This is a genomic window from Falsiroseomonas sp. E2-1-a4 (assembly GCF_051433165.1).
GTDB lineage: Bacteria > Pseudomonadota > Alphaproteobacteria > Acetobacterales > Acetobacteraceae > Falsiroseomonas.
Genome location: NZ_JBHMFS010000015.1, coordinates 61,011 through 81,647, shown reverse-complemented (window position 1 = coordinate 81,647; position 20,637 = coordinate 61,011). Strand labels below are relative to the sequence as shown.

Sequence of the window (20,637 nt, the reverse complement as noted above, 5' to 3'; positions counted from 1 at the left end):
GATCGCCAGGCACGGCGCGCCCGGGGCTGACGCCATGACCTATGACGTCGCGGCGCTGGCCACCGGCTCGGGCGGGCTGGTCGGCTTCGTGCTGGGCCTGATCGGCGGTGGCGGCTCGATCCTCGCCGTGCCGCTGCTGATGTATGTGGTCGGCGTCAGCTCGCCGCATATCGCAATCGGCACGAGTGCCGTGGCGGTGGCGGTCAGCGCGCTCGGCAACGTTGTCGGCCATGCGCGCGCCGGCAACATCAAATGGCGCTGCGCCCTGGTCTTCGCGGCGGCGGGAATCGCCGGCGCCGCCCTCGGCTCCACCCTCGGCAAGCAGATGGATGGGCAGAAGCTGCTGGTGCTGTTTGGCATCCTGATGATCGTCATCGCCTTGCTGATGCTGCGGCCGAAGCGCGACCCGGGAAATCCGGAGGTGGTGCTGACCTGGGCGAGCGCGCGGCACCTGCTGCCCCGGCTGCTGGGCATCGGCTTCGGTGCCGGCGTGATGTCCGGCTTCTTCGGCATCGGCGGCGGTTTCCTCATCGTGCCGGGGCTGATGGCGGCAACCGGCATGTCGCTGATCTTCGCGATCGGCTCCTCCCTCGTCGCCGTCACCGCCTTCGGGATCACCACGGCGGCCAATTATGCGCTGTCGGGGCTGGTGGATTGGCCGCTGGTCGGGCTGTTCGTGGCTGGCGGGCTGGTGGGGGGCGTGTTCGGCAGCCGGCTCGCCGGGTTCCTGGCCGGGAAGAAGCAGATCCTGTCGCAGGTCTTCGCCGCCATCGTGGCCGTCGTCGGCGTCTATGTGGTGTACAAGGGGCTGGTGACGCTGGGCTACCTGTAGGCCTAAACCCGCCGCGTCGCCGCCGACAGCGCAACCAGGATCGCGGTCGAGGTGAAGATCGCGACTACGCTCATCGCCATCCCCACCCCCGCCGAGCCCTGTTCGAACTGCGCGAAGACGAAGGTGGAGACGGTGGAGAAGCCCGCCGGCGCCACCATGATGGAAGCAACTAACTCCCGCGTCGCAATGGCAAACACCAGTACCATCGCCACACCGAGCGAGGGCAGCAGCAGCGGCAGCAAAATCCGCCACAACAGCGCCCCCACACCCGCCCCCGCCACGCGCGCCGCATCATCCAGGCTGCGGCCAATCTGCTGGAACGCCGCCCCGGCATAGCGGATCGGGTAGGGCAGTAGCAGCGCGCAATAGGCGATCAGCAGCATCCAGGGCGTGTTGTAGATGGCCACCGGCCAGAAGGCCTGGTTCCACGCCAGGATCAGCCCGACCGCGACGACGATCCCCGGAATCGCATTCGGCAGCAGCGACAGCACATCGAGCAGCCGGCGCCCCGGCAACTCCGTCCGGTTCAGCACATAGGCCACCAGCGCCCCGATCACCCCGGTCAGCAGCGCCGCGCCTGCCGCCAGCGACAGCGAATTGCCGAGTGCCGTCAGCGCACCCGCGCTGTTGCCGAACACTGCCGCGAAATGCTCGAACGAAACATTGTCCCAGGCCAAGCCGCCCGAGATGGTGCGCGTCAGCGCCGTGGCCAGCACCGCCGCTACCGGCACGCCGACCCCCAGCAAAGTCACCCCGCCAAAGGCCGCCAGCACCGGCCAGGTCCACGGCCCGAGCGGCACCTTCACCGTATCGACCGGCTTGCCGGACACGCTGACGAAAGACCGCCGGGCCAGGATCAGCAGTTGCACCAAATAGGCGCCGCCGGCCAGCAGGATCAGCACCATCGACAGCACCGCCGCCCCCGGCAGGTCGATCGGCCAGTCGGAGAAGCGCGTGTAGATGCCGGTGACCAGCACATGAAAGCCGGTGCGCGCCGCCAGCGTCGCCGGCGTGCCGAATTCCTCGATCGACATGGCGAAGACCAGCAGCAGGCTGGCGACGATCCCCGGCGTCGCCAGCGGCAAGGTGATGCGCCACACCGCGCGCGCCGGCGTCGCACCGAACACCCGCGCCGCATCGGCCAGCCGCCCGCCCGCCGCCTCCACCGTCCGGGCCACGGCGAAATAGGTCAGCGGATACAGGTTCAGCACCATGACGAAGACGATGCCGGGGAAGGAGAACAGGAAGAAGCCGAGGTCAAGACCCAGAAGCTGCGCCAGGTAGCCGCGCGGCTGCAGCGTCATGATCCAGGCGAGTGCGGCGATATAGGGCGGGATCATGAAGGGGATCAGGAACAGGACATCCCACACCGCCGCCCCCGGCACGCGGCACAGCCCGCGAATCAGCCCGAGCGGCGCCGAGATCAGCAGGCACCCCAGCGAAACCGAAACACCGAGCGCCAAGGTATTGCCGATCAGCGCCAGCATCCGTGGCTCCGACAGCGCCGCCGCAACGCCGGAGAAGGGCGCCGACAAATCCCCCCGCGTCAGCCCCGGAAACACGGCCTGCGTCAGTATGGCGCCGACCGGCAGGCCGATCAGCAGCAGCAGGGCGGCGACCGCGCAGAGCGAGATCGCCGCCCCGCCGCGCATCAGGCCATTACCTGCCGGAAGCGGGCGAGGATCGCGGCGCGCTGGGCCTCCACCGCGGCCTCATCGAAGGGCAGGATCTTGATCTGCGCGATGGTCGGGCGCGTCGCCGGAATCTCGGGCCGCGCCGGCATCAGGAACAGCCGTGCCACGCGCTGCTGCCCATCCTCCGACAGCATGTGATCCATGAAGCGCCGCGCCGCATCCGGGTTGCGGGCGGAGGCAAGGATCATCGCCGGGCGCGGCGCGACCACGGTGCCGGATGCCGGGAAGATCACCTCCACGCTCTCACCGCGCGCCGCGGCGCCCATCGCGATGTAGTCCACCGCGCCGAACACCGCCGCCTTGGCGCCCTGCAACACCGGGTTCAACGCCTGCTGGTTGGCGCCGGCGACGATCGCGCCGTTACGCTTCAGCGCGGCGAACAGCGCCCACGCCGCCTCCCCGCGTGCCGCCAGCATGCCGGCGATCAGGTCGAAGTTGGAGCCGGATTGCGCCGGATCGGGCAGCGTCACCAGGTTGCGGAATTCTGGCCGGGCCAGGTCGTCCCATTCCGCCGGGCGCGGCGTGCCGGAGCGGGTGTTCCAGACGATGCCGAGGCCGCTGATGGCCTGCGCCACGTAATGGCTGTCCTTCAGGCTGTCCGGCACCGTCGCGGCGCCGGCCGGCAGATGCGGCAGCAGCAGGTTCTGCGCCTTCATGTCGCGCGCCGAGGACCAGGAGGCCGAGATCACCACATCGGCGACCGGATTCGCCCGCTCTGCCTCCAGCCGCGCCATCACGCGGCCGGTGGTCGCCTGGAACACATTGGCGGCCGGGCCGCCGGCGGCGACGAAGCCCTCGACCAGGCTGTTGATCAGGTTCTGCGGCCCTGCCGTGTAGATCGTCAGCGGCGTCTGCGCGCGGGCGGATGCGACCAGCGCGGGGGTGGCCAGGGCAGACAGCAGAAGCGTGCGGCGGGCGAGCATATCAGGCCTCCTCGGGAACCAGGTTCAGCACGGCATGGGCGGCGCCGGCGGCGAACACTGTCGCCAGGCCGGGATCGACAGTGAGGCGGACGGCGCCCTGCGGCAGCCGCGCGGCGGCGCTGAGCGACAGCAGCGCCCCATCGGCCAGCCGCACGGACACCAGCAGGTCGTCACCACGAAACCGCTGCTCCACCACCTCGCCCGTGATCGGCCCATGCGGGTCGAGGCGCAGCCCGCGGCGTGGCAGCAGGGCATCGGCCGGACCATCGGGGGCTGCCACCGCCAGCACCAGGCCGCTCCCGGCATGGCGGAATCGGCCACCCCGGACCTCGCCCGGCAGCAGCGCGCCAAGATTGAGAAAGCGCGCCACCTCGGCGGAGGCCGGGCGCGCCACCAGCATCTCCGGCGTCGCATCCTGCAGGACGCGCCCGCCGGCCATCACCACCACCCGGTCCGCCACCGTGAAGGCCTCGGCCTGGTCATGCGTGACGTAAAGCGCGGAAAGCCCCTCCTCCCGCAGCAGCGTGGCGATTTCCTGCGCCAGGCTTTCGCGCAATTCCTTGTCGAGATTCGACAGCGGCTCATCGAACAGCACCAGCGGCGGCCGGGCGACAAGCGCACGGGCCAGCGCCACCCGCTGCTGCTGGCCGCCGGACAGGGTGCCCGGCTGCCGCGCCGCCAGATCTGCAAGCCCCACCCGCGCCAGCGCCTCCGCCACCCGGCGGTCGCGCTCCGCCCGCTGCACGCCGCGCATCTCGAGCGGGAAAGCGACATTGCGGGCGACGCTCAGATGCGGCCAGAGCGCATAGTCCTGGAACACCATGCCAAGCCCTCGCGCCTCGGGCGGCAGGCTGTGCCCGCCGGATGCGACGCGGGTTCCCGCGATCTCGATCGCGCCGGCGCTTGGCGCCAACAGCCCGGCCACCAGCCGCAACAGCGTGGTCTTGCCGCAGCCCGAGGCGCCCAGCAGCGCCACGACCTCCCCCCTCGCCAGGGAGAGCGAGATGCCTGACAGCACAATCCGCGAGCCGAAGGATCGGACGATGTCTGTCAGGGTGAGCGCGTCTGGCTCCCCGGTCCGGTCGGTACGGTCTGGCATGGGCCGGGGATTGCCATGCCGGCCCTGGCTGAAGGGAGACTCCCGGAGGTTATAGTTTCATGACAGACCCGGCATGATGCAGGCTGGCCGCCGCGTTTCAGCCCCGGCGGAGCGGGGCGAGCGCCCGGGCCGGGTCGGCCAGCCCCTCCAGCACCGGGGGCGAGAACAGGAAGCCCTGCATGAAGCGCAGGCCGGTGCCGCGCAGCGCCGCCGCCTCTCCCACCCGTTCCACGCCTTCGGCCACCACCTTGATGCCCAACTCGGCCCCCAGCCCGACCAGGGCCGCAATGATGGCCAGGCGCACACGGTCCTGGTCGCAGCCCTGCACCAAAGCGCGGTCGATCTTGATGATGTCCGGCCGCAGATCGGCCAATCGCGCCAGGCCGGAATAGCCGGTGGAGAAATCGTCCAGCGCAATCCGGAAGCCGTGACGGCGGTACTCCTGGATGATGGTCTGGATGTGGTCGAGGTCGGCGATGCGCTCGCTCTCGACGATTTCGAAGGTCAGGCGGTCCAACGGGAAGCCAGTGCGGCGCGCGGCTTCCAGGGTGCGGCGGATGCAGGCGCGCGGCTCATACACCGCATAGGGCAGGAAATTGATGTTGAGGTCGCAGTCCACCCCAAGCCGTGCCGCCATCTCGATGGCGCGCACCCGGCAGGCCTGGTCGAAGGCATAGAGGTTCTGGTCATCGAGCTGGCTCAGCACCTGGCCCGCCGACTGCCCGGCCGGCCCACGCACCAGCGCCTCATGCGCAACGATCCGGCCCGCCACCACATCCACTACCGGCTGGAAGGCCATGGTGAAGGGAAACAGGTCAACCTCTGTCCGGCAGGCAAAACAGGCTGTGGAAGTGGAACGCATGGGACGCGCCAATCTCTCGCTGGTTGACCGTTGAATACGCGAGAGTCGCATCAAACGCGTTAACGCGGCCGCCGAATCCCTGGCTCAGCGCGGCAGGTTCGACGCTTCCGGGTTGAGGCGCTGCGGCAGCGGCGCCGTCTGGGCGCGCAGGAATATCACCCGCGCCGCGCCGTGCTCGCGCGACGCCACCTCAGTGAAGCCGGGCGCCTCCAGCGCCTCCTCCCGCCCCGTCTCCGCCACCACCAGCGCGCCGGGCGCGATCCAGCCGGCGGCGGACAGCGCCACCAGGGCCTTCGGCACCAGGTTCCGTCCATAGGGCGGGTCGAGCAGTACCAGGCCGCAGGGGGCGGGCGCGGCGCGGGGGCGCAGCACATCGCCGCCCAGCACGGTGCAGCGGCCTTCCTCCTTCAAGGTCGCGACATTCTGCCGCAGCACCGCGAGCGCCACGCGGTCCTGTTCCAGGAAGCAGGCATGGACGGCACCGCGGGACAGCGCCTCCAGCCCCAGCGCGCCGGACCCAGCGAAGGCGTCCAGCACGCGCTGGCCTTCCACGGCGCTCTCGCCGCCCGCCCCCTGGGCCGAGGGGGCATGCAGCAGCATGTCGAACACCGCCTGGCGCACCCGGTCGCTGGTCGGCCGCGTGGTCTCCCCCGGCGGCGCGGCCAGCCTACGTCCGCGGTGGAGTCCGGCGACGAGTCGGAGCACGCGGGTGCCTCTTCGGTTCGGCGTTGCGGGCGCGCGGGATATTGCCCGGGCGGGGCGGGCGCTTGCTGACCGGCTCGGCCGGCTCAACCGGCGGGGCGGCGGCCGCGGCCGCCTCGGCCGCCACTTCCTCCCGCCGCCGGCGCTTGGCGGGGGCCTCGCCGATGCCGAGCTGTTCGCGCATCACCTTCGGATGCACCTCCTCCACCGCCCCCTTGGGCAGGGTGCCGAGCTGGAAGGGGCCATAGGCGGTGCGGATCAGCCGGGTGACCTGCAGGCCAAGATGCGCCATCACGCGGCGGATCTCCCGGTTCTTGCCCTCCTTCAGGCTGACGGTGAGCCAGGCGATGCCGCCCTGGCGGCTGTCCAGCCCGCATTCGATCGGGCCATAGGCGACACCCTCGATCGTCACGCCGCGCGACAGCGCCGCGAAGGCGCGTTCATCGACATGGCCGAAGACCCGCACGCGGTAGCGGCGCAGCCAGCCATTGCTCGGCAGTTCCAGCTTGCGGGCCAGGGCGCCGTCATTGGTCAGCAGCAGCAGCCCTTCGCTGGTGAGATCCAGCCGGCCGATGGAGACGACGCGGCCGATGGCCGGCGGCAGGCGCTCGAACACCGTTGGGCGGCCCTGCGGGTCCTTGTGGGTGGTGACCACGCCATCCGGCTTGTGGTGGCGGAACAGCCGGGTGCGTTCCGCCGTCGCCACCGCCTTGCCGGAGACGGAAACGCGGTCGCCCGGCTTCACGAAGGTGGCGGGGCCGTCCACCTTCTTGCCGTTCAGCTTGACCACGCCCTCGGCGATCAGCTTTTCCGCATCACGGCGGGAGGCGATGCCGGCGCGCGCCAGATACTTCGCGATGCGCTCGCCGCGCTCGGCCGTGTCCTCGGCGCTTTCGGGAGCCTCGGGGATGAGGTCTTCGGGTTCGTCGCTCATCGGCGGGCTGCCTCGACAAAGGCCGAAAGAATATCCGGGTCGCGCGGGTCCACACCATATTCCGGGTGCCATTGCACGCCCAGCGCGAAGCGGTGGCCGGGCAGCTCGATGCCCTCCACCACGCCATCCGGCGCCATCGCGTTGATCACGGCGCCGGCGCCAGGCGTGGCCACCGCCTGGTGATGCGCGGAATTCACCGCCATGCGGCCATTGCCGACGATGCGGGCCAGCAGCGTATCCGGCGTGATCGCCACCTCATGCCCCGGCTCCGTACGCGGGTTGGGCTGTTCATGCGCCAGCGCGCCGGGCACCTCGTCCGGGATGTGCTGGATCAACGTCCCGCCGAGCGCCACCGCCAGCAATTGCTGGCCACCACAGATGCCGAGCACGGGCAGGTCCCGGTTCAATGCCGCGCGCGTCACGGCCAGTTCGAAATCCGTGCGGCCGGGCTTCAGCGTCACCTTCGGATGCGGCGCGCCGCCGCCCCACAGCGCCGGGTCCACATCGAACGCCCCGCCGGTCACCAGCAGCCCGTCGAGGACATCGAGATACTCGACCGCCAGCTCAGGATGGTGCGGCAGCGCGACGGGCAATCCGCCGGCCGCGATGATGGAGGAGAAATAGTTTTGGCGGAGCGCGTACCAGGGCAGTTTGGACCAGCCGCCGGCCGGTTCTGCATCCAGGGTCACGCCGATGACCGGGCGTCTGTTCATCGCCCCGCTATAGCACTTCCACGCCGCCCGCCACGCCCGCGACGACGAAATACCGCTCGACCGGCCGCACCCGCCGGGGCAAAGCAGGCGCCATGTCGCCCATGGAGATCGCCTTCGAGGAAGCCCGCGCCGCCGCCGCGCGCGGCGAGGTGCCAGTGGGCGCCGTGGTGACGGACGCCGCCGGCCAGGTGCTGGCCCGGGCGGGCAATGAGGTGGAGGCTCGCCGCGACCCCTCGGCGCATGCCGAAATGCTGGCGCTGCGCGCCGCCGCCGCCAGCAGCAAGCTGCTGCCCCAGGCGACACTGTGGGTGACGCTGGAGCCCTGCGCCATGTGCGCCCAGGCCATCGCCTTCTTTCGCGTGAAGCGCCTGGTCTTCGGCGCCTATGACCCGAAGGGCGGCGGCGTGGAACACGGCCCGCGCATCTTCACCCAGCCCACCTGCCACCACGCGCCGGAGGTGATCGGCGGGGTGCGGGAGACGGAGGCCGCGGCGCTGCTGCGGGGGTTTTTTGCGGGGCTTCGATAATCAAAGCATCCGTCCAAGCCGCAGCGCCACCAGCACCCCGGCGACGGAGGTGCCGATCAGCGCCAGTGCCAGCACGAAGCCGCCGGAATGCTCCAGCCAAGGCAGGCCCCCGACATTCATGCCGAAGATGCCGGCCACCAGGCTCGCCGGCAGCATGGCGGCGGAAATCACGGACAGCACCAGCAGCCGGCGGTTGGTTTCCTCGGCCGCGCGGGATGCGGTCTGGTCCTGGGCGATGCGGCCGCGTTCCAGCACCGCGGCCAGCCCCCGCACCGCCGCCCGCACACGCCGCGATTCCACCAGCAGCGGCGCCAGCAGCGGTGCCATGGGCACGAATTGCCCTTCCTCCAGATCCTCTGCCAGATCCTCCAGCGCCTCCGCCAGCGGGTCCAGGTGGCGCGACAGGCGCAGCGCCTCCCGCCGCAGCGGGGCCAGCGTGTCGCGTGGCGGGACGCCGCCAGGGCGCAGAAGCTGATCCTCGATCTGCGCCATCTGCCGGCCGAGCAGGGCAATGACATGGGCGAATTCGAGCATGGCGTGCCGCGACGCGCTGCCCAGCGCCTCCGCCGGTGTCGCGACCTGTGGCGCCAGCAGCGCCTGGTGCACGCCGCGCAGCGGGTGCCGCCGGGCGGTGACCAGCAGCCTGGCCGTCAGCGCAAAATGCAGCAGCCCGATCGGCGGCGCGGCCGCGGCGTCGGCATCAAAGTGAATATCCGGCAGGCAGCCGAAAAGCGCATCGCCGGAGACGTCGATCCGGGTCGCCTCCTCGACCTCGACCAGCGCGGCGCGCGCCGCCGGCGGCAGCGCGGGCAGCGCCAGCAGGAAGTGCCGCGCCCGGGCATCCACCAGGTCGAAATGCAGCCAGATCGGCGCCGCGCCCGCGGCGGCCATCGCGGCAACCTCCTGCGGGTCCAGCGGCTTCGGCACCTCGCCCAGCCTCCAGGCCGCGATCAGGCCATGGCAGGGCGGCAGGCTCGCAGGGGTTTCGGCCATCAGGAACCTCTGGTGCTGCGCCGCCGCTCTATAGACCCACGCAACCCGCCGCGTCAGGCCGCCTGATGCACCCCCGCCGCGCGCGGGTCCCACCACCACATCGGCTCCGGCCCCACCATCACCCCAGCCTGGAACCGCGGCGCCGGGCGGTGCTTCGCCTGCCCACCCAGAACCGCCGCGCCGCGTTCGGTCAGGGTCCAGGGCGCGGAGCGCGAGATCAGCCGCTGCGGGCCGGTGGCCAGGCGCAGCGCCACATCCCGCACGATCAGGTCGGTCACATGGAAGACCGGGTCGGCCGCCAGCAGGGCGCGCTGCACTGCCACAAGGTCCGCCGCGCCATCGGCGACGGCGCGCAGCAGCAGCCTTTCGGTCAGCGCCAGCCCATCCGCGCGCCAGGGCAGGTCCTGCAGGTGCCGGCGCATCGCCGCGGCCAGATGCGGCAGGGGGGATGCGCGGCGGGTCAGCCGGTCCAGCGCCGTCGGGTTGGGGCTGGCGAAGGCGGCCCAGGCCTCGGCCCCGGCCGCCAATTGCAGTAGGCCGAGCGGCACCGGCTGCAGCGTGGCCAGTTCCTCGGGCGGCAGAAGCGCGAAGGGGCGCTTGCCATCGGCCGGCATCAGGAACAGCCGGCCGGCCAGCGGTGCCCCCTCTGCAAGCGCACGATCCTCCAGCAGGGACAGCACCCGGATCAGACAGGCCTGGTCCCACAGATCATGCTCGAACCACAGCAGCACCCGGTCGAACTGCGCCAGGGTGTTCAGCGCCATGTAGTCCCGGCCCAGCCGCAGCCGCGCCTCCTGCCCATCCACCCCGGCATGCAGGGCGACCACCCGGGCACGCAGGCCGAGATAGGCCATCAGATCATCATCGGAGACGGCCCCGACGCAGACCGGGTCGGCAATCGGCAGATAGGCTCCGTCATGGCCGGCGCGGGGCAGCAGATCCCGCAGATCATCGCCGCAGCGGATATGGGCGGTGGAGGTCATGCCCCCACCGATGCCACAGCCCCGCCCGCCCGGCCAGACCGGCCGGGCGGACGTCTCAGATCACAGGCGCAGGCCCAGGCGGCGGATCATCGCGCCTTCCTCGGCGTATTGCTGGCGCGCGAAGGCGGCGTATTCGTCGGGGCCGAGGTGGAAGGGCGCCATGTCGAAGCGGTCCAGGATGGCGATATGGGCCGGGTCGAACAGCGCCTCCCGGAACGCATCGTGCAGCACCTTCACATGGTCCGGGTTCATCCCCTTCGGCCCGGCCAGCCCGTAGGGAGAGGCCGAGACGATGTCGATGCCGCTTTCCTTCAGCGTCGGCACGTTGGGGAAGCGCTTGGCGCGCTCCGCCGTCCAGGTCGTCAGCAGCCGCAGGCGGCCGGCCAGCACCAGTTCCGCCCAGCCGGAGCTATCGGCGCTCGCCTGGATCTGGTTGCCGAGCAGCGCCTGGCTGTTCTCCGCCCAGCCGCGGAACGGCACATGCGTCCAGTCAATGCCGCCACGCTGGCCGGCGATCTGCTCCATGGTGATGTGCAGCGAGGTGCCGACGCCCGGCGTGCCGTAATTCACCTTGCCCGGATTGGCCTTCGCATAAGTCAGGAACTCCTCCAGCGTCTGCCAGGGGCTTTCCGCATTCACCACGATGCCGAACAGGTAGCCGGTCAGGTGGATGACGTAGGTGAAATCCTCCAGCGGGTTGAACAGCGCCCGCTGGGCCATCTGCGGATGGCGGAAGACGCTGATCGGCATCTGCGACAGCACGTAGCCATCCGGCCGTTCATTCAGCAATTGCTGCGGCGCCAGGATGCCGCCGGCACCGGCGCGGTTCTCAACCACAACCGGCTGGCCGAAGCGCTTCGAGGCCTGGTCGGCCAGGGCGCGCATCTGGATATCGGTGGTGCCGCCGGCCGCCCAGGGCACCAGCAGGCGGATCGGCCGGCTCGGGAAGCGGTCCTGCGCCCAGACGGTGGGGGCCGAAAGCAGCGCTGCACCGAGGCCAAGTGCGCTGCGGCGGCCGATGGACGAAATCATGGTCTTGGTCACTGTGGTGCGGCCTCCCTGCCAGGTGCCGGCCTTCGGCCGGTCATCGCCTGAACAGGTATCGCGCCCTGCGCCGCGCCGCAATCTCTGCCGCGCGGCGCGGCATCACCGTGAAATCACGCCCGCGCGGGCTCTCAGTTCATGAAAACGCGCGCGGACAGGGCGGACTGAAAGATCAGGTTCAACAGGTCGCGCGCGATCTGGAAGTTCTTCGGATCAAGCCGCGGCAGGGCGATCAACTCATCGCCCGGAGACGGGCCTTCCGTCGGCTCCAGGATCAGCTCGCCGGAGGCCTTGCGGATCATCACCTGGCTTTCCGTGCCGCGTTCGGCGAAGCCGCCGGCCGCGCGCACATAGTCGGAAATCCGCATATCCGGGCGCCAGACCACCGCCTGCGGCACCGAAACCTCGCCCGAGACCAGCACCGTCTGCACCCGTTCCGGGATGACGATCACATCGCCATCCTCCAGCCGCACATCGGCGCAGCGGCCGGTGCGGTCCATCACCACCAGGCGGCCTTCCGGCCGGGTGCGGCGGGCGCGCTGGATGTAGGAGGCCACCAGATTGGCCTCCACCGCGCGAATCTCGGCCACGCCGGTGGTGGAGGAGACGGTCATGAACAGCTGGCGCTCAAGCCGGTCCAGCGCCTCATTGATCACGCGCACCTGCTGCGCCGCGACCGAGGGGCGCAGCAGGAACACGCCGGCCGGGTTGGCCAGCACCGGATCCACCGCGACATGGTCGAGCATGGTGCAGAGCGAGGTGTCCCGATCCGCGATCAGGACGGAGGGACCGATGCGGCTGCCCTCGACGGAGACGCGCACGGTGGGTGCCGGGGAATCGGTGATGAAGGTGACGGTGTCCTGGTCCATCGCCTGCATGCCGCCCAATTCCCGCACCGTGACGTAGCGGGCGAAGGGCTGGCCACCGCGGGTGCCGCGGATCACCACATTGGTCGCGGCCGGCAAGGGCGAGGCGAGGGCCAGCAATTCGCGCCCCGGCATCGAACGACCATTGACCTCGAACAGGAAATTGTTGCGGACCGCGCCATCGGCGCCGACCATGGCGCCCTGCGGCGCCACCACCACGGTGTCACCCTCCTGCATCGTGATGTTGGGCAACTGCCCGGTCAGCAGGAAGCGATACAGGTCCACCCGCGCCACGGTGCGGCCGCCGCGGTTCACGACAATGTCGCGATAGGACCCGCGGCCGGGGTCCACGCCGCCGGCGCGGGTCAGATAGTCCAGGATGCTGTCGGAACCGGCGCCCAAATGGCGGCCCGGCAGGCGCACATAGCCGGTGACGAAGACGCCCACCTGGCTGGCGTTCAGCAGCACGGCATAGACCTGCACCTGCTGCGAATAGACGCGCCGCACCTCGGCTTCCACCACGCGCTGCACGTCGCCCGCACGGCTGCCAGCCAGCCGGACCGGGCCGATCTGCGGCAGGAACAGATTACCCTCCGGGTCCACGACACCGACGACCGAGGCCTCGATGAAGCCCCAGATGGTGACGGAAACGCGGTCGCCTGGCCGGATCACGTAGTTCGGATTGGGCGTATCGGTGGCGGAGGGCGGCGCGCGGGTGAACAGCGCCGCGCCGAACACCACGGTGGCCGGGCCGGCGGCACGCGCCGGGTCGCCGATCGGGCCGACGGCCACAGGCCCACCCTCCGCCGCGGTGGAGGTGCCGGCACGGGCCGTGCTGATCGTGTCGCCGGTCGTGCCGAGCAGCGCGGGCAGGCTGCCCACCGCGGGGCCGCGCATCGCCTGGCCCACATTCGGCATCCCCGGCGCCTGGATCTGCGCGCCGGCCAGCCCTGGCAACAGCAACGCCGGCAGCAGCAGCCCCAGCAGCAGGGCCAGCCTGGGTGCCATCCGGCGGAAGCTGTGTTGGGTCAGGCGGCGGGCGAAGTCTGACATGTCGGGCGAAATCCGTGGATGGGGCCGGCGCGAGGTCGGCCAGCGATTGAACCCAGTGGTCGAGTTGTCCAGGTTGCGGCGACAAGGCCCTGTCGCCGCAGCCGTCTCAGCTCGCGTGTTCGCGGGCACCCGCCATGATCAGCCAGCCAATCGCGAACAGCACCGTCAACCCCACCAGCAACGTGATGGTGTTGAACATCGCCTTCGGGAAGGTGGAGCGTTCCGGCATGTTCGGCTCGACCACGCGCATCAGGAAGACCTGCTGGCGCTGGGCATCGGCGCGCGCCGCCTCCATGGACCCGATGGCCGAGGAATACACCCGCTCGGCAAACTCCCGCTCGAGCTGCAGGCGCTCATAGCCTGAAAGCTGCTGGGTCAAGGTCTCGTCGCCGCTGGTCCGTCGCTGCCGTTCCGTCGCGATCTGCGCCTGAAGCGCGGCGATACGGTTGTTCAGCACCTGGATCTGAGGATTGTCGCGCCGCATGAAGGCCTGTTTTTCCTGCAGCTCCGCCCGCGTGGCGGACAGTGCTGCGTCCAGCCGGCCAATGGTCTGCACCGCGGAGCCGACGGCGGCCGTCGGGTCCAGCGTCTGCTCCCGCTCCCGGAAGGCGGTCAGGGCCGCCCGGGCCTCGACCACGCGCCGCTCCGCGATCGCAACCTCCTCCCGCCCGACGCGCAGCGTGTCCTCGGAGGTGCGGGCGGAGAAGCGGTTGACCAGGTCCTCGGACAGCCCCAGCAGCGCCTCGGCGATCCCGCGCGCATCGTCCGGCCGGTAGGCCAGCACCTTCAGGGTGACGATGCTGGTCTCCAGGTCATAGGTGGCGGTGACGCGGCGACGGTAGTAGCGCAGCAACCGCTCGGCCTCCGGGTCATCGTACCAGAGGCGGGAGACGATATCGGCCTCCGGACGGCGCCAGATCTCGGCCAGGTTGAACTGCCGGCTCAGCCCGGCCACCGCGTCCAGGCTGTCGACAAAGGATGTGACCGCCTGTGCCTCCTCCGCCCCGGGCCGCAGCGCGCCGGCGGAAGCACCGAGGATGCTGGCGATGCCGCCGGCCCCGCCGCCACCGCTGGCGCCCGGGCGGCCGCGCACCAGGATGCGGGCCTCCGCCTCGTACAGATCGGCCGCATAGGTCATGTAGTAGCCCGCGACGATGGCCGTCGGCAGCAGCACCAGCACGACATACCAGCCCAGCACGCTTTTCGGCCGCAACCGCGCGAACAGGCTGCGCTTCGGCCGCGCACGCGCCTGCGCCAGCGGCGCATCCATGCCGGAGGTGGTTGCGGCCTCAGAGGGCCTTATAGGTGGCGACAGCTTCATCGACATCCTCGAAGAAGGTCAGGCTGCCTTCATTCAGCACCGCGGCGGAGCGGCAATAAATTTTCAGGTGTTCCGGCACATGGCTGACCAGCACGAGGGATCGGCCGCGGGTCTTTTCCGCCAGCAATTCCTGCGCGCGCTGCACGAAGCGCTGGTCGCCGGTCGCCGTCACCTCATCGATCAGGTAGCAGTCGAAATCGACCGCGAAGGACAGGCCGAGCAGCAACCGCCCCATCATGCCGACGGAATAGGTCTTGGCCGGCATGTTCATGTACGGGCCGAGTTCGGCGAAATCCTCGACGAAGTCGAGCACCCGCTTGACCGGCTGGTTGTAGATGCGGGCGATGAAGCGGGCATTGTCGGCACCCGACATCGAGTTCTGCAGCCCGACGCCATGCGCGAGTGGCCAGGACACGGTCATCCTGCGCTCGATTCGCCCGGATGTCGGGTGTTCCACCCCGGCCAGCATCCGCACCAGTGTCGATTTGCCCGCACCGTTCCGACCGAGGATGCCCAGCGCATCGCCGGGCCGAATGATGCCGGAGACGTTGCGCAGCACATGCTTCTTGCCGCCGCCGCGCACATCGTAGTGCTTGGAGACCCTATCGAAATAGATCATCAGAATTCGAGCCGGGTGCGGACCGCACGCACCGCAGCCATGCCGAGCAGATTCAACACCAGCACCCAACCCAGCAGATACGGCACGTTGTAGTAGGCAGGGATCAGGTCGCCGAACATTCCGTCGCGCATCATCTCGTGCACATGGACCTGCGGGTTCCACAGCAACAATTCTCGGAAATGGCGAGGCATGTAGTGCAGCGCGAACAGCGCGCCGGAAAAGGGCAGTGAGATATAGGTCACCGGGTGGACGATACGGTCCACCACCTCCCACCGCGCCGCACCCGCAGCGACCAGCAACGCCAGGCCATTGGCGAAGCCGAACAACAGCAGCAGCCCGAACACCATCGTCGGCAGGTTATGCGGCGCAAAGCCCGTGATCCAGGACGTACCGGCGATCACGAGCAGCAGCACGCAGGTGACGGCTGCCATCTCAAGCAGGTTGCGCGCCAGCATGATGTCGAGCAGCCGCACTTGGCGGTGGTACATCAGCGTCATATTGGCCTGGAAGGCGGTGGTGGCGCGGTTGATGATGGCGCGGAAGGCGAAATAGGGCGCGTAGCCGACGACAACGAACAGGAAGGTCGGCACCGTGCCCGTACCACCCGGGCTCAACAGCGACTTGAGGAGGCCGATCGCGCTGGCCAGCAGCAGCGGCTCCAGGAACAGCCACAGGAAGCCCAGATGGCCGCGGCCGAAGCGGGTCTGCAATTCGCGCAGCAGCAGGGCGTGAATGACCCGCCCCTGGACCCGAAACCCCTCGAGTGTCTGCTCGAACTGGCTCCGCGCCGCCGGCAGGCCATCCGGCAGCCCCTTGGGCAGGCCGCCTGGGCCGCCAGCCGCGGCACTCACGGTCTGGGCGCCCCGCCACCGCGCAGCAGCGGCCGGGCCTCAACCCAGCCACCGGGGACCGCGCAGACCAGCCGGGATCGCTCCACCATGCCGGAGCCGACCAACAGTTCGCGGCATTCGCGGCCGCTGGCCGCATTGTAGGCGCGCACCATGCGCACCTGCGCCATCTGCCCATTCGCCAGCGTCAGCCGGTCCGTCGCACCGGGCTGTGCCCGCCCGGCCCAGACCACCAAAGGGTCCACCGAGGCGGGGGGGCCTGCGGCCGGCGCCGCACGGCCAGCCATGCCTTGCGGCCCCAGCCGGGCACAACCGGCCAAGGCAAGTACGCCGATCAGCACAACCGTGGCACGCAGGAGCACGGGACCGGAAGACGAGCCAGCCGGCATGGCCGGCGCCTGTGTGCGATGCATCATGGCGCCGGACACTAGCCGAAGGCCCCGCCTTAGGCAAAATGCAAATGTATGCAGCGACCCATGCAAGCCGGGCGCCCCGCGCGCCCACCGGCCGATCCCGCGCTGCCGCCCGTTCGGCTGCCGCAGGCAGCGTGCCACGGCACCCCAGGCCCGTTTCGCCCACCACGGCTTGGCGCGCGCCAGGTGCCGGTGCTGCTGGTTGTGGGCAGCGGTCCGGATCCGGTGGGCAACGCGCTCACCACGCCGCCGAGCGCGCCGGACCTGCCGCTGGCGCGCCGCGTGATGGCGGCGATGGCGGCCGGCCGGATCGGCGCGCCACCCGACATGCGCCGGCACCCCCCCGCAGCCGGCGCCGCGCGCCACATCATGCTCGACCCCTGCGATCCGGCGCGGCGCGGCGCGGCGCTGGACACGCTGCGCGCGCTTGAGGCGGCGGGTGCGCCGGTGCTGCTGGTGCAGGATCCGTTTGCCGAGGGCGCTCCGGTTCTGCCCGGCAGCCTGCCGCCGATCGACCCCTGGTGCCTGCTCGACCTCGACCTGACGCTGCACGGCGCCAGCCGCGACCTTGCGCTGCTGGCGCTGGCCGCCGGCGTGCCGCTCGCTGACGGCCCGCTTGCCGGCGCCGACGCCGCCGAGACCTGGGCCGCGATCCTGTCTGCCACCCACGCGACCGACCCCTTCCACAACACGCCCTGCGGCATCGAGCACGGTCTGGACATCCTGGCCCTGTGGTGGGCGCGGCAGGCGGAGGGGCGCGGCATCGCCACCTGCCTCGGCATTCACCCCTACAAGCGGGACAGGGTGCGGGAATTGCTGGCCTCGGACGCGCCGCAGCCGACCTTCACGGGCAGTCCGGGCCGCGCCGTGGCGCTGGCCGCCCGGCGTGGCGGCGCGCTGCTCGCCTGGTCCGCCAGCGCGCCGGAGGATCTGCCGGCCCGCTGCGCCGCCGCCGGCGTGGAACTGCGCTGGATGGAGGATGGCTTCATCCGCTCCGCCGGTCTCGGCGCCGCCTTTCGGGCCGGGGCGTCCTTCGCGCTGGATTCGCGCGGCCCCTACTATGATCCGGCTCGGGAAAGTGACCTGGCCCGGCTGCTGGCCACCGCCGATTTCCCACCCGCCCTGCTGGAGCGTGCGCGGGCGCTGCGCCTGGCCGTGGTCGCGCGCGGGGTCACCAAATACAACCTCGGCGGCACCGTGCCGGAGATCGCCGCGCCGCCGGGCCGCCGCCGCATCCTGGTGCCGGGCCAGGTGGAGGATGATGCCTCCATCCGCCAAGGTGCCGGCCGGGTCCGCCGCAACCTGCATCTGTTGCGCGCCGTGCGAGCCGCCGCGCCGGACGCCTTCATTCTGTACAAGCCGCACCCGGACATCGAGGCCGGCTTCCGCCGCGGCCGAATCGCCGAATCGGAACTGGAAGGCCTGGCCGACCAGGTGCTGCGCGGCGTGCCGATGGCGCCCCTGTTCGGGCTGGTCGATGAGGTCCACACCATCACCTCGCTCACCGGCTTCGAGGCGCTGCTGCGCGGCCTGCCCGTCACCTGCTGGGGCACGCCCTTCTATGCCGGCTGGGGCCTGACGGAGGATCGCGGCCCGCCCGCCGCCCCGCCCCGCACCCGCCATCTGACCTTGGACGAACTGGTCGCCGCCGCGCTGATCCTTTATCCGCGCTGCATCGACCCGCTGACCCGCCTGCCCTGCCCGCCGGAGGTGTTATTGGAGCGCATGGACCGCCCCGACCTGTTCCCCCCCGGCCGCCGCGCCCGGCTGCGCGCCTTCCAGGGCCTGGTCACGCGCAGCCTCGCCTGGCTGCGCGGCTGGCGATGACGGACGCCTCCATCAACAGCATCGTCATCAGCGGCGCCTCCCGCGGCCTCGGCGCCGCGCTGGCCCGGCGCTTCGCCGCGCCCGGCACCCGCCTGCTGCTGACCGCGCGGTCCGCCGCCGCGCTGGAGGCGGTGGCACAGGAGTGCCGCGCGCGCGGCGCCAGCGTGACCACCGCACCACGCGACATCACCGACGCCCCCGGCATCGCCGCCGCCCTGGCCGCCTTCGAGGCCACCGGCCCCGTCGACCTGGTCATCGCCAATGCCGGCACCTCCGCCGGCACCGCGCCGGATGGCACGCCGGAGGATGCGGCCGCCGCCGCCCGGCAGGTCGCGGTCAACCTGATCGGCGCCATCAACCTGATAGGCCCGCTGCTGCCCGGCATGCGGGCGCGCGGCGCCGGGCGCATCGGCCTCATCGCCTCCGTCGCCGGCTTCCGCGGCCTGCCCGACTTCCCCGCCTACTGCGCCAGCAAGGCCGGGCTGATCGCCTGGGGCCAGGGCCTGCGCGCCGCCGAAGGCCCGCGCGGCCTGCGCGTCACGATCATCACCCCCGGCTTCTTCGAAAGCGCCATGGGCGAGCGCTTCCACGGCCCCCGCCTGTTCCTGCTGACCCAGGACCAGGCCGCCGACCGAGTCCACCACGCCCTCCGCACCGGCCGCCCCAGCGCCGCCTTCCCCTGGCCCCTGGCCCTGACGCTGCGCCTGCTCGCCCTGCTGCCACCCCGCCTCGGCGATTGGGCCAGCCGGCGGATGCGGTTCCGGGTGAGTCCGGAGAGGTAGGCGCTGGTGGCTTGCAGGAGGGGCGCTGCCCCTCCTGCACCTCCCCGCCAGGACCCGGGTCCTGGACCCCGGTGAGTCGTCAAGTGAAGGTGGCGGAGGGGCCAAAACCACCGCTGGCGTCGAGCGACCAAAGGCCCCTCCGCCACCTTCACTCAGGTTCTCGCGGTCCAGGGGCCCGAGGCCTCTGGTCGGGGGTGCAGGGGGGCCGACGCCCCCCTGCAATCACCAGCGCCTACCCCGCCGACACCTGGCAAGCCGCCGCCGGCAGGCGCGGGCCGACGCGGTCCGCGTGGAGGGTTTCGACGATGGCCTGCACGGCGGCGGCGCGGCCTTCGATGGCGTAGAACACGCCGCGGAGCTGGGTGGTGGCTTGCAGCGCCGCGAGGAAGGCGTCGCGCAGCGCCAGGTCCGGCAGCGCGGCCTCGGACCAGAAGCGGTCGAGCGGTCCCTGGTGGGCCAGGCCCGGCACGTCCCACACCGCCTGGCCCAACGCCTTGGAGGGGCGGCCAAGCGCCAGGGCGCGCAGCCCCACGGTGCTGTTGATCGTGATCAGCCCGCGGGCGCGCAGCAGCATGGCATCCAGTGGTCCGTGATGCGCCACATGCACCCGGTCTTCCACCCCGGCGCGCCGCGCCATGGCGCCGACGCGGCGGCCCCAGCTTTTCACGCAGGGGTCCAGCGGATGGACCTTCACCAGCATATGCGCATCCGGCGGGGCCAGACGGGCGAAGCTGTCCAGCACCTCCGTGATCGGGGTGTCGAGGTCCGGATAGGGAGAGTAAGCCCGGACGGAGAAATCCGTCTCCATCTGCATGGCGAACAGCCAAAAGGGCGCGGTGCCGATGGCCTCCAGCGCGCGCAGCCCCTCCGCATGTTCGGCGCGGCGCCGCAGCAGCCGGCGCGCGATGCCGAAATAGGTGGAGATCGGGTGATGAAGCTGGTGGCTGGCGTAGTGGCGGAACGGCCAGGGGGCGAGGTTGGCCAGGTGGTAGGCCACGTCCCATCGCGCCTGCAGGCTGAAATCGTCGCGGAAGCGTTCCGTCAGGTCGGCTGGCGGCAGGCCCTCGGCCAGGGCGCGAATCGCCGCGGGGTCGCGCGGGAAATGGCTGTCCCCGCCCATGCCGTCGCGTTCCAGGGTCACCCAGTCAGGCCGGAAATAGCCGAAATCCGTCACCGCCACCGCAACGCCGCGCCGCTGCGCCGCGGCGATCGCGGCGCGATGGTAGGCGCGCTGTTCGCCCAGCAGCAGGATGTCGGTGATGCCGTGCTGATCCAGGTAGGCGGCGATGAAATCCGGCCAGGCCGCAGGCCTGCCTTGAAAGTTCACGGCCTGCCGCACGCCCGGCATCTGCCGCCAGAACAGCCGGTCGCCGAGCGAGAGGTTGATGCGGTGCACAACATGGCCAAGCCGCGCCAGCCCGCCCGCCACCTCGAAGAAGACCGGGCTGATCGGGCCTTGCAGGAACAGGAAGCGACGGGGTCCTGGCCTGGGTCCGGTGCGCGGCCCCGGTGGGGAGCCCACGGTGTGGGTGTCCGCGGTCCGGTCCGGCGGGGTTGCGTGAGAGGGAGGCGGCAGCATGCGGGTCCCATAGCCATCACCAG

Annotated in this window: 19 protein-coding genes and 1 pseudogene; 4 read left to right on the top strand and 16 right to left on the bottom strand. The window is 71.0% G+C overall.

All coding sequences use genetic code 11. The features are described from left to right. Positions 1–34 precede the first annotated feature (34 nt). On the top strand, positions 35–832 hold the full coding sequence (locus ACFHNC_RS16695) for a sulfite exporter TauE/SafE family protein (protein WP_437170362.1): 798 nt from the start codon (positions 35–37) through the stop codon (positions 830–832). A 2-nt stretch (positions 833–834) separates the two neighbouring features. Here ACFHNC_RS16695 and ACFHNC_RS16690 read toward each other — a convergent pair whose 3' ends face one another. The 7 genes and pseudogenes from ACFHNC_RS16690 to ACFHNC_RS16660 all read right to left on the bottom strand — a co-directional run bounded on the left by ACFHNC_RS16690 (position 835) and on the right by ACFHNC_RS16660 (position 7,759). Next, a complete protein-coding gene (locus ACFHNC_RS16690) occupies positions 835–2,484 on the bottom strand; it encodes an ABC transporter permease (protein WP_437170361.1) in 1,650 nt (549 codons plus the stop codon). Continuing rightward, positions 2,484–3,449, bottom strand: a complete 966-nt coding sequence (locus ACFHNC_RS16685; RefSeq protein WP_437170360.1) for an ABC transporter substrate-binding protein — start codon at positions 3,447–3,449, stop codon at positions 2,484–2,486. Before ACFHNC_RS16685 ends, ACFHNC_RS16690 begins: the two co-directional genes overlap by 1 nt. A gap of 1 nt (position 3,450) precedes the next feature. After that, positions 3,451–4,548, bottom strand: a complete 1,098-nt coding sequence (locus ACFHNC_RS16680; protein ID WP_437170359.1) for an ABC transporter ATP-binding protein — start codon at positions 4,546–4,548, stop codon at positions 3,451–3,453. Between the two features lie 97 nt (positions 4,549–4,645). Then, the gene (locus ACFHNC_RS16675) at positions 4,646–5,410 is read right to left on the bottom strand and encodes an EAL domain-containing protein (protein WP_437170358.1); all 765 of its coding nucleotides are present in this window, start codon (positions 5,408–5,410) and stop codon (positions 4,646–4,648) included. Between the two features lie 84 nt (positions 5,411–5,494). Further along, on the bottom strand, positions 5,495–6,115 hold the full coding sequence (rsmD, locus tag ACFHNC_RS16670; protein WP_437170357.1) for a 16S rRNA (guanine(966)-N(2))-methyltransferase RsmD: 621 nt from the start codon (positions 6,113–6,115) through the stop codon (positions 5,495–5,497). A gap of 136 nt (positions 6,116–6,251) precedes the next feature. After that, positions 6,252–7,046 (bottom strand): annotated as a pseudogene (locus ACFHNC_RS16665) (pseudouridine synthase); the annotation flags it as partial. After that, positions 7,043–7,759 (bottom strand): gamma-glutamyl-gamma-aminobutyrate hydrolase family protein, encoded by a 717-nt coding sequence (locus ACFHNC_RS16660; protein WP_437170356.1) that lies wholly within the window; start codon positions 7,757–7,759, stop codon positions 7,043–7,045. The gene ACFHNC_RS16660 and the pseudogene ACFHNC_RS16665, both read right to left, overlap by 4 nt. A gap of 101 nt (positions 7,760–7,860) precedes the next feature. On the opposite strand from ACFHNC_RS16660, the gene ACFHNC_RS16655 reads away from it, so the two are divergent. Further along, positions 7,861–8,286 carry a nucleoside deaminase gene (locus ACFHNC_RS16655; protein ID WP_437170443.1) on the top strand — a complete coding sequence of 142 codons (426 nt, stop codon included), beginning with the start codon at positions 7,861–7,863 and terminating at the stop codon, positions 8,284–8,286. Here the strand turns inward: ACFHNC_RS16655 and ACFHNC_RS16650 are convergent, their stop codons facing one another. From ACFHNC_RS16650 to ACFHNC_RS16615, 8 genes are all read right to left on the bottom strand, one after another. Next, the gene (locus ACFHNC_RS16650) at positions 8,287–9,279 is read right to left on the bottom strand and encodes a CorA family divalent cation transporter (RefSeq protein ID WP_437170355.1); all 993 of its coding nucleotides are present in this window, start codon (positions 9,277–9,279) and stop codon (positions 8,287–8,289) included. It lies immediately after the preceding gene. Positions 9,280–9,332: 53 nt separating this feature from the next. Beyond that, positions 9,333–10,262: a hypothetical protein gene (locus tag ACFHNC_RS16645; protein ID WP_437170354.1), complete on the bottom strand. Its 930-nt coding sequence runs from the start codon at positions 10,260–10,262 to the stop codon at positions 9,333–9,335. A 60-nt stretch (positions 10,263–10,322) separates the two neighbouring features. Beyond that, positions 10,323–11,306, bottom strand: coding sequence for a tripartite tricarboxylate transporter substrate binding protein (locus ACFHNC_RS16640; protein ID WP_437170353.1), 984 nt, complete (start codon positions 11,304–11,306; stop codon positions 10,323–10,325). 131 nt (positions 11,307–11,437) lie between these two features. Next, entirely contained in the window at positions 11,438–13,225 is a 1,788-nt protein-coding gene (locus ACFHNC_RS16635; protein WP_437170352.1) for a polysaccharide biosynthesis/export family protein, read from the bottom strand. A gap of 106 nt (positions 13,226–13,331) precedes the next feature. Next, complete coding sequence (locus tag ACFHNC_RS16630; RefSeq protein ID WP_437170351.1) at positions 13,332–14,495, bottom strand: capsule biosynthesis protein; 1,164 nt, start codon at positions 14,493–14,495, stop codon at positions 13,332–13,334. Positions 14,496–14,514: 19 nt separating this feature from the next. After that, positions 14,515–15,165: an ABC transporter ATP-binding protein gene (locus ACFHNC_RS16625; protein WP_437170350.1), complete on the bottom strand. Its 651-nt coding sequence runs from the start codon at positions 15,163–15,165 to the stop codon at positions 14,515–14,517. Continuing rightward, a complete protein-coding gene (locus ACFHNC_RS16620; protein WP_437170349.1) occupies positions 15,165–16,016 on the bottom strand; it encodes an ABC transporter permease in 852 nt (283 codons plus the stop codon). The genes ACFHNC_RS16625 and ACFHNC_RS16620 overlap by 1 nt, the downstream gene beginning before the upstream one ends. Beyond that, on the bottom strand, positions 16,013–16,429 hold the full coding sequence (locus ACFHNC_RS16615) for a hypothetical protein (protein ID WP_437170348.1): 417 nt from the start codon (positions 16,427–16,429) through the stop codon (positions 16,013–16,015). The genes ACFHNC_RS16620 and ACFHNC_RS16615 overlap by 4 nt, the downstream gene beginning before the upstream one ends. A gap of 183 nt (positions 16,430–16,612) precedes the next feature. Here ACFHNC_RS16615 and ACFHNC_RS16610 point away from each other — a divergent pair, with 183 nt between their 5' ends. Together ACFHNC_RS16610 and ACFHNC_RS16605 are read left to right on the top strand one after the other, a co-directional pair. Then, entirely contained in the window at positions 16,613–18,253 is a 1,641-nt protein-coding gene (locus ACFHNC_RS16610; protein WP_437170347.1) for a capsular polysaccharide export protein, LipB/KpsS family, read from the top strand. Continuing rightward, positions 18,250–19,035: an SDR family NAD(P)-dependent oxidoreductase gene (locus ACFHNC_RS16605; protein ID WP_437170346.1), complete on the top strand. Its 786-nt coding sequence runs from the start codon at positions 18,250–18,252 to the stop codon at positions 19,033–19,035. The genes ACFHNC_RS16610 and ACFHNC_RS16605 overlap by 4 nt, the downstream gene beginning before the upstream one ends. Positions 19,036–19,267: 232 nt before the next feature. On the opposite strand, the gene ACFHNC_RS16600 is transcribed toward ACFHNC_RS16605, so the two are convergent. Further along, the gene (locus ACFHNC_RS16600) at positions 19,268–20,557 is read right to left on the bottom strand and encodes a capsule biosynthesis protein (protein ID WP_437170345.1); all 1,290 of its coding nucleotides are present in this window, start codon (positions 20,555–20,557) and stop codon (positions 19,268–19,270) included. Positions 20,558–20,637 lie beyond the last annotated feature (80 nt).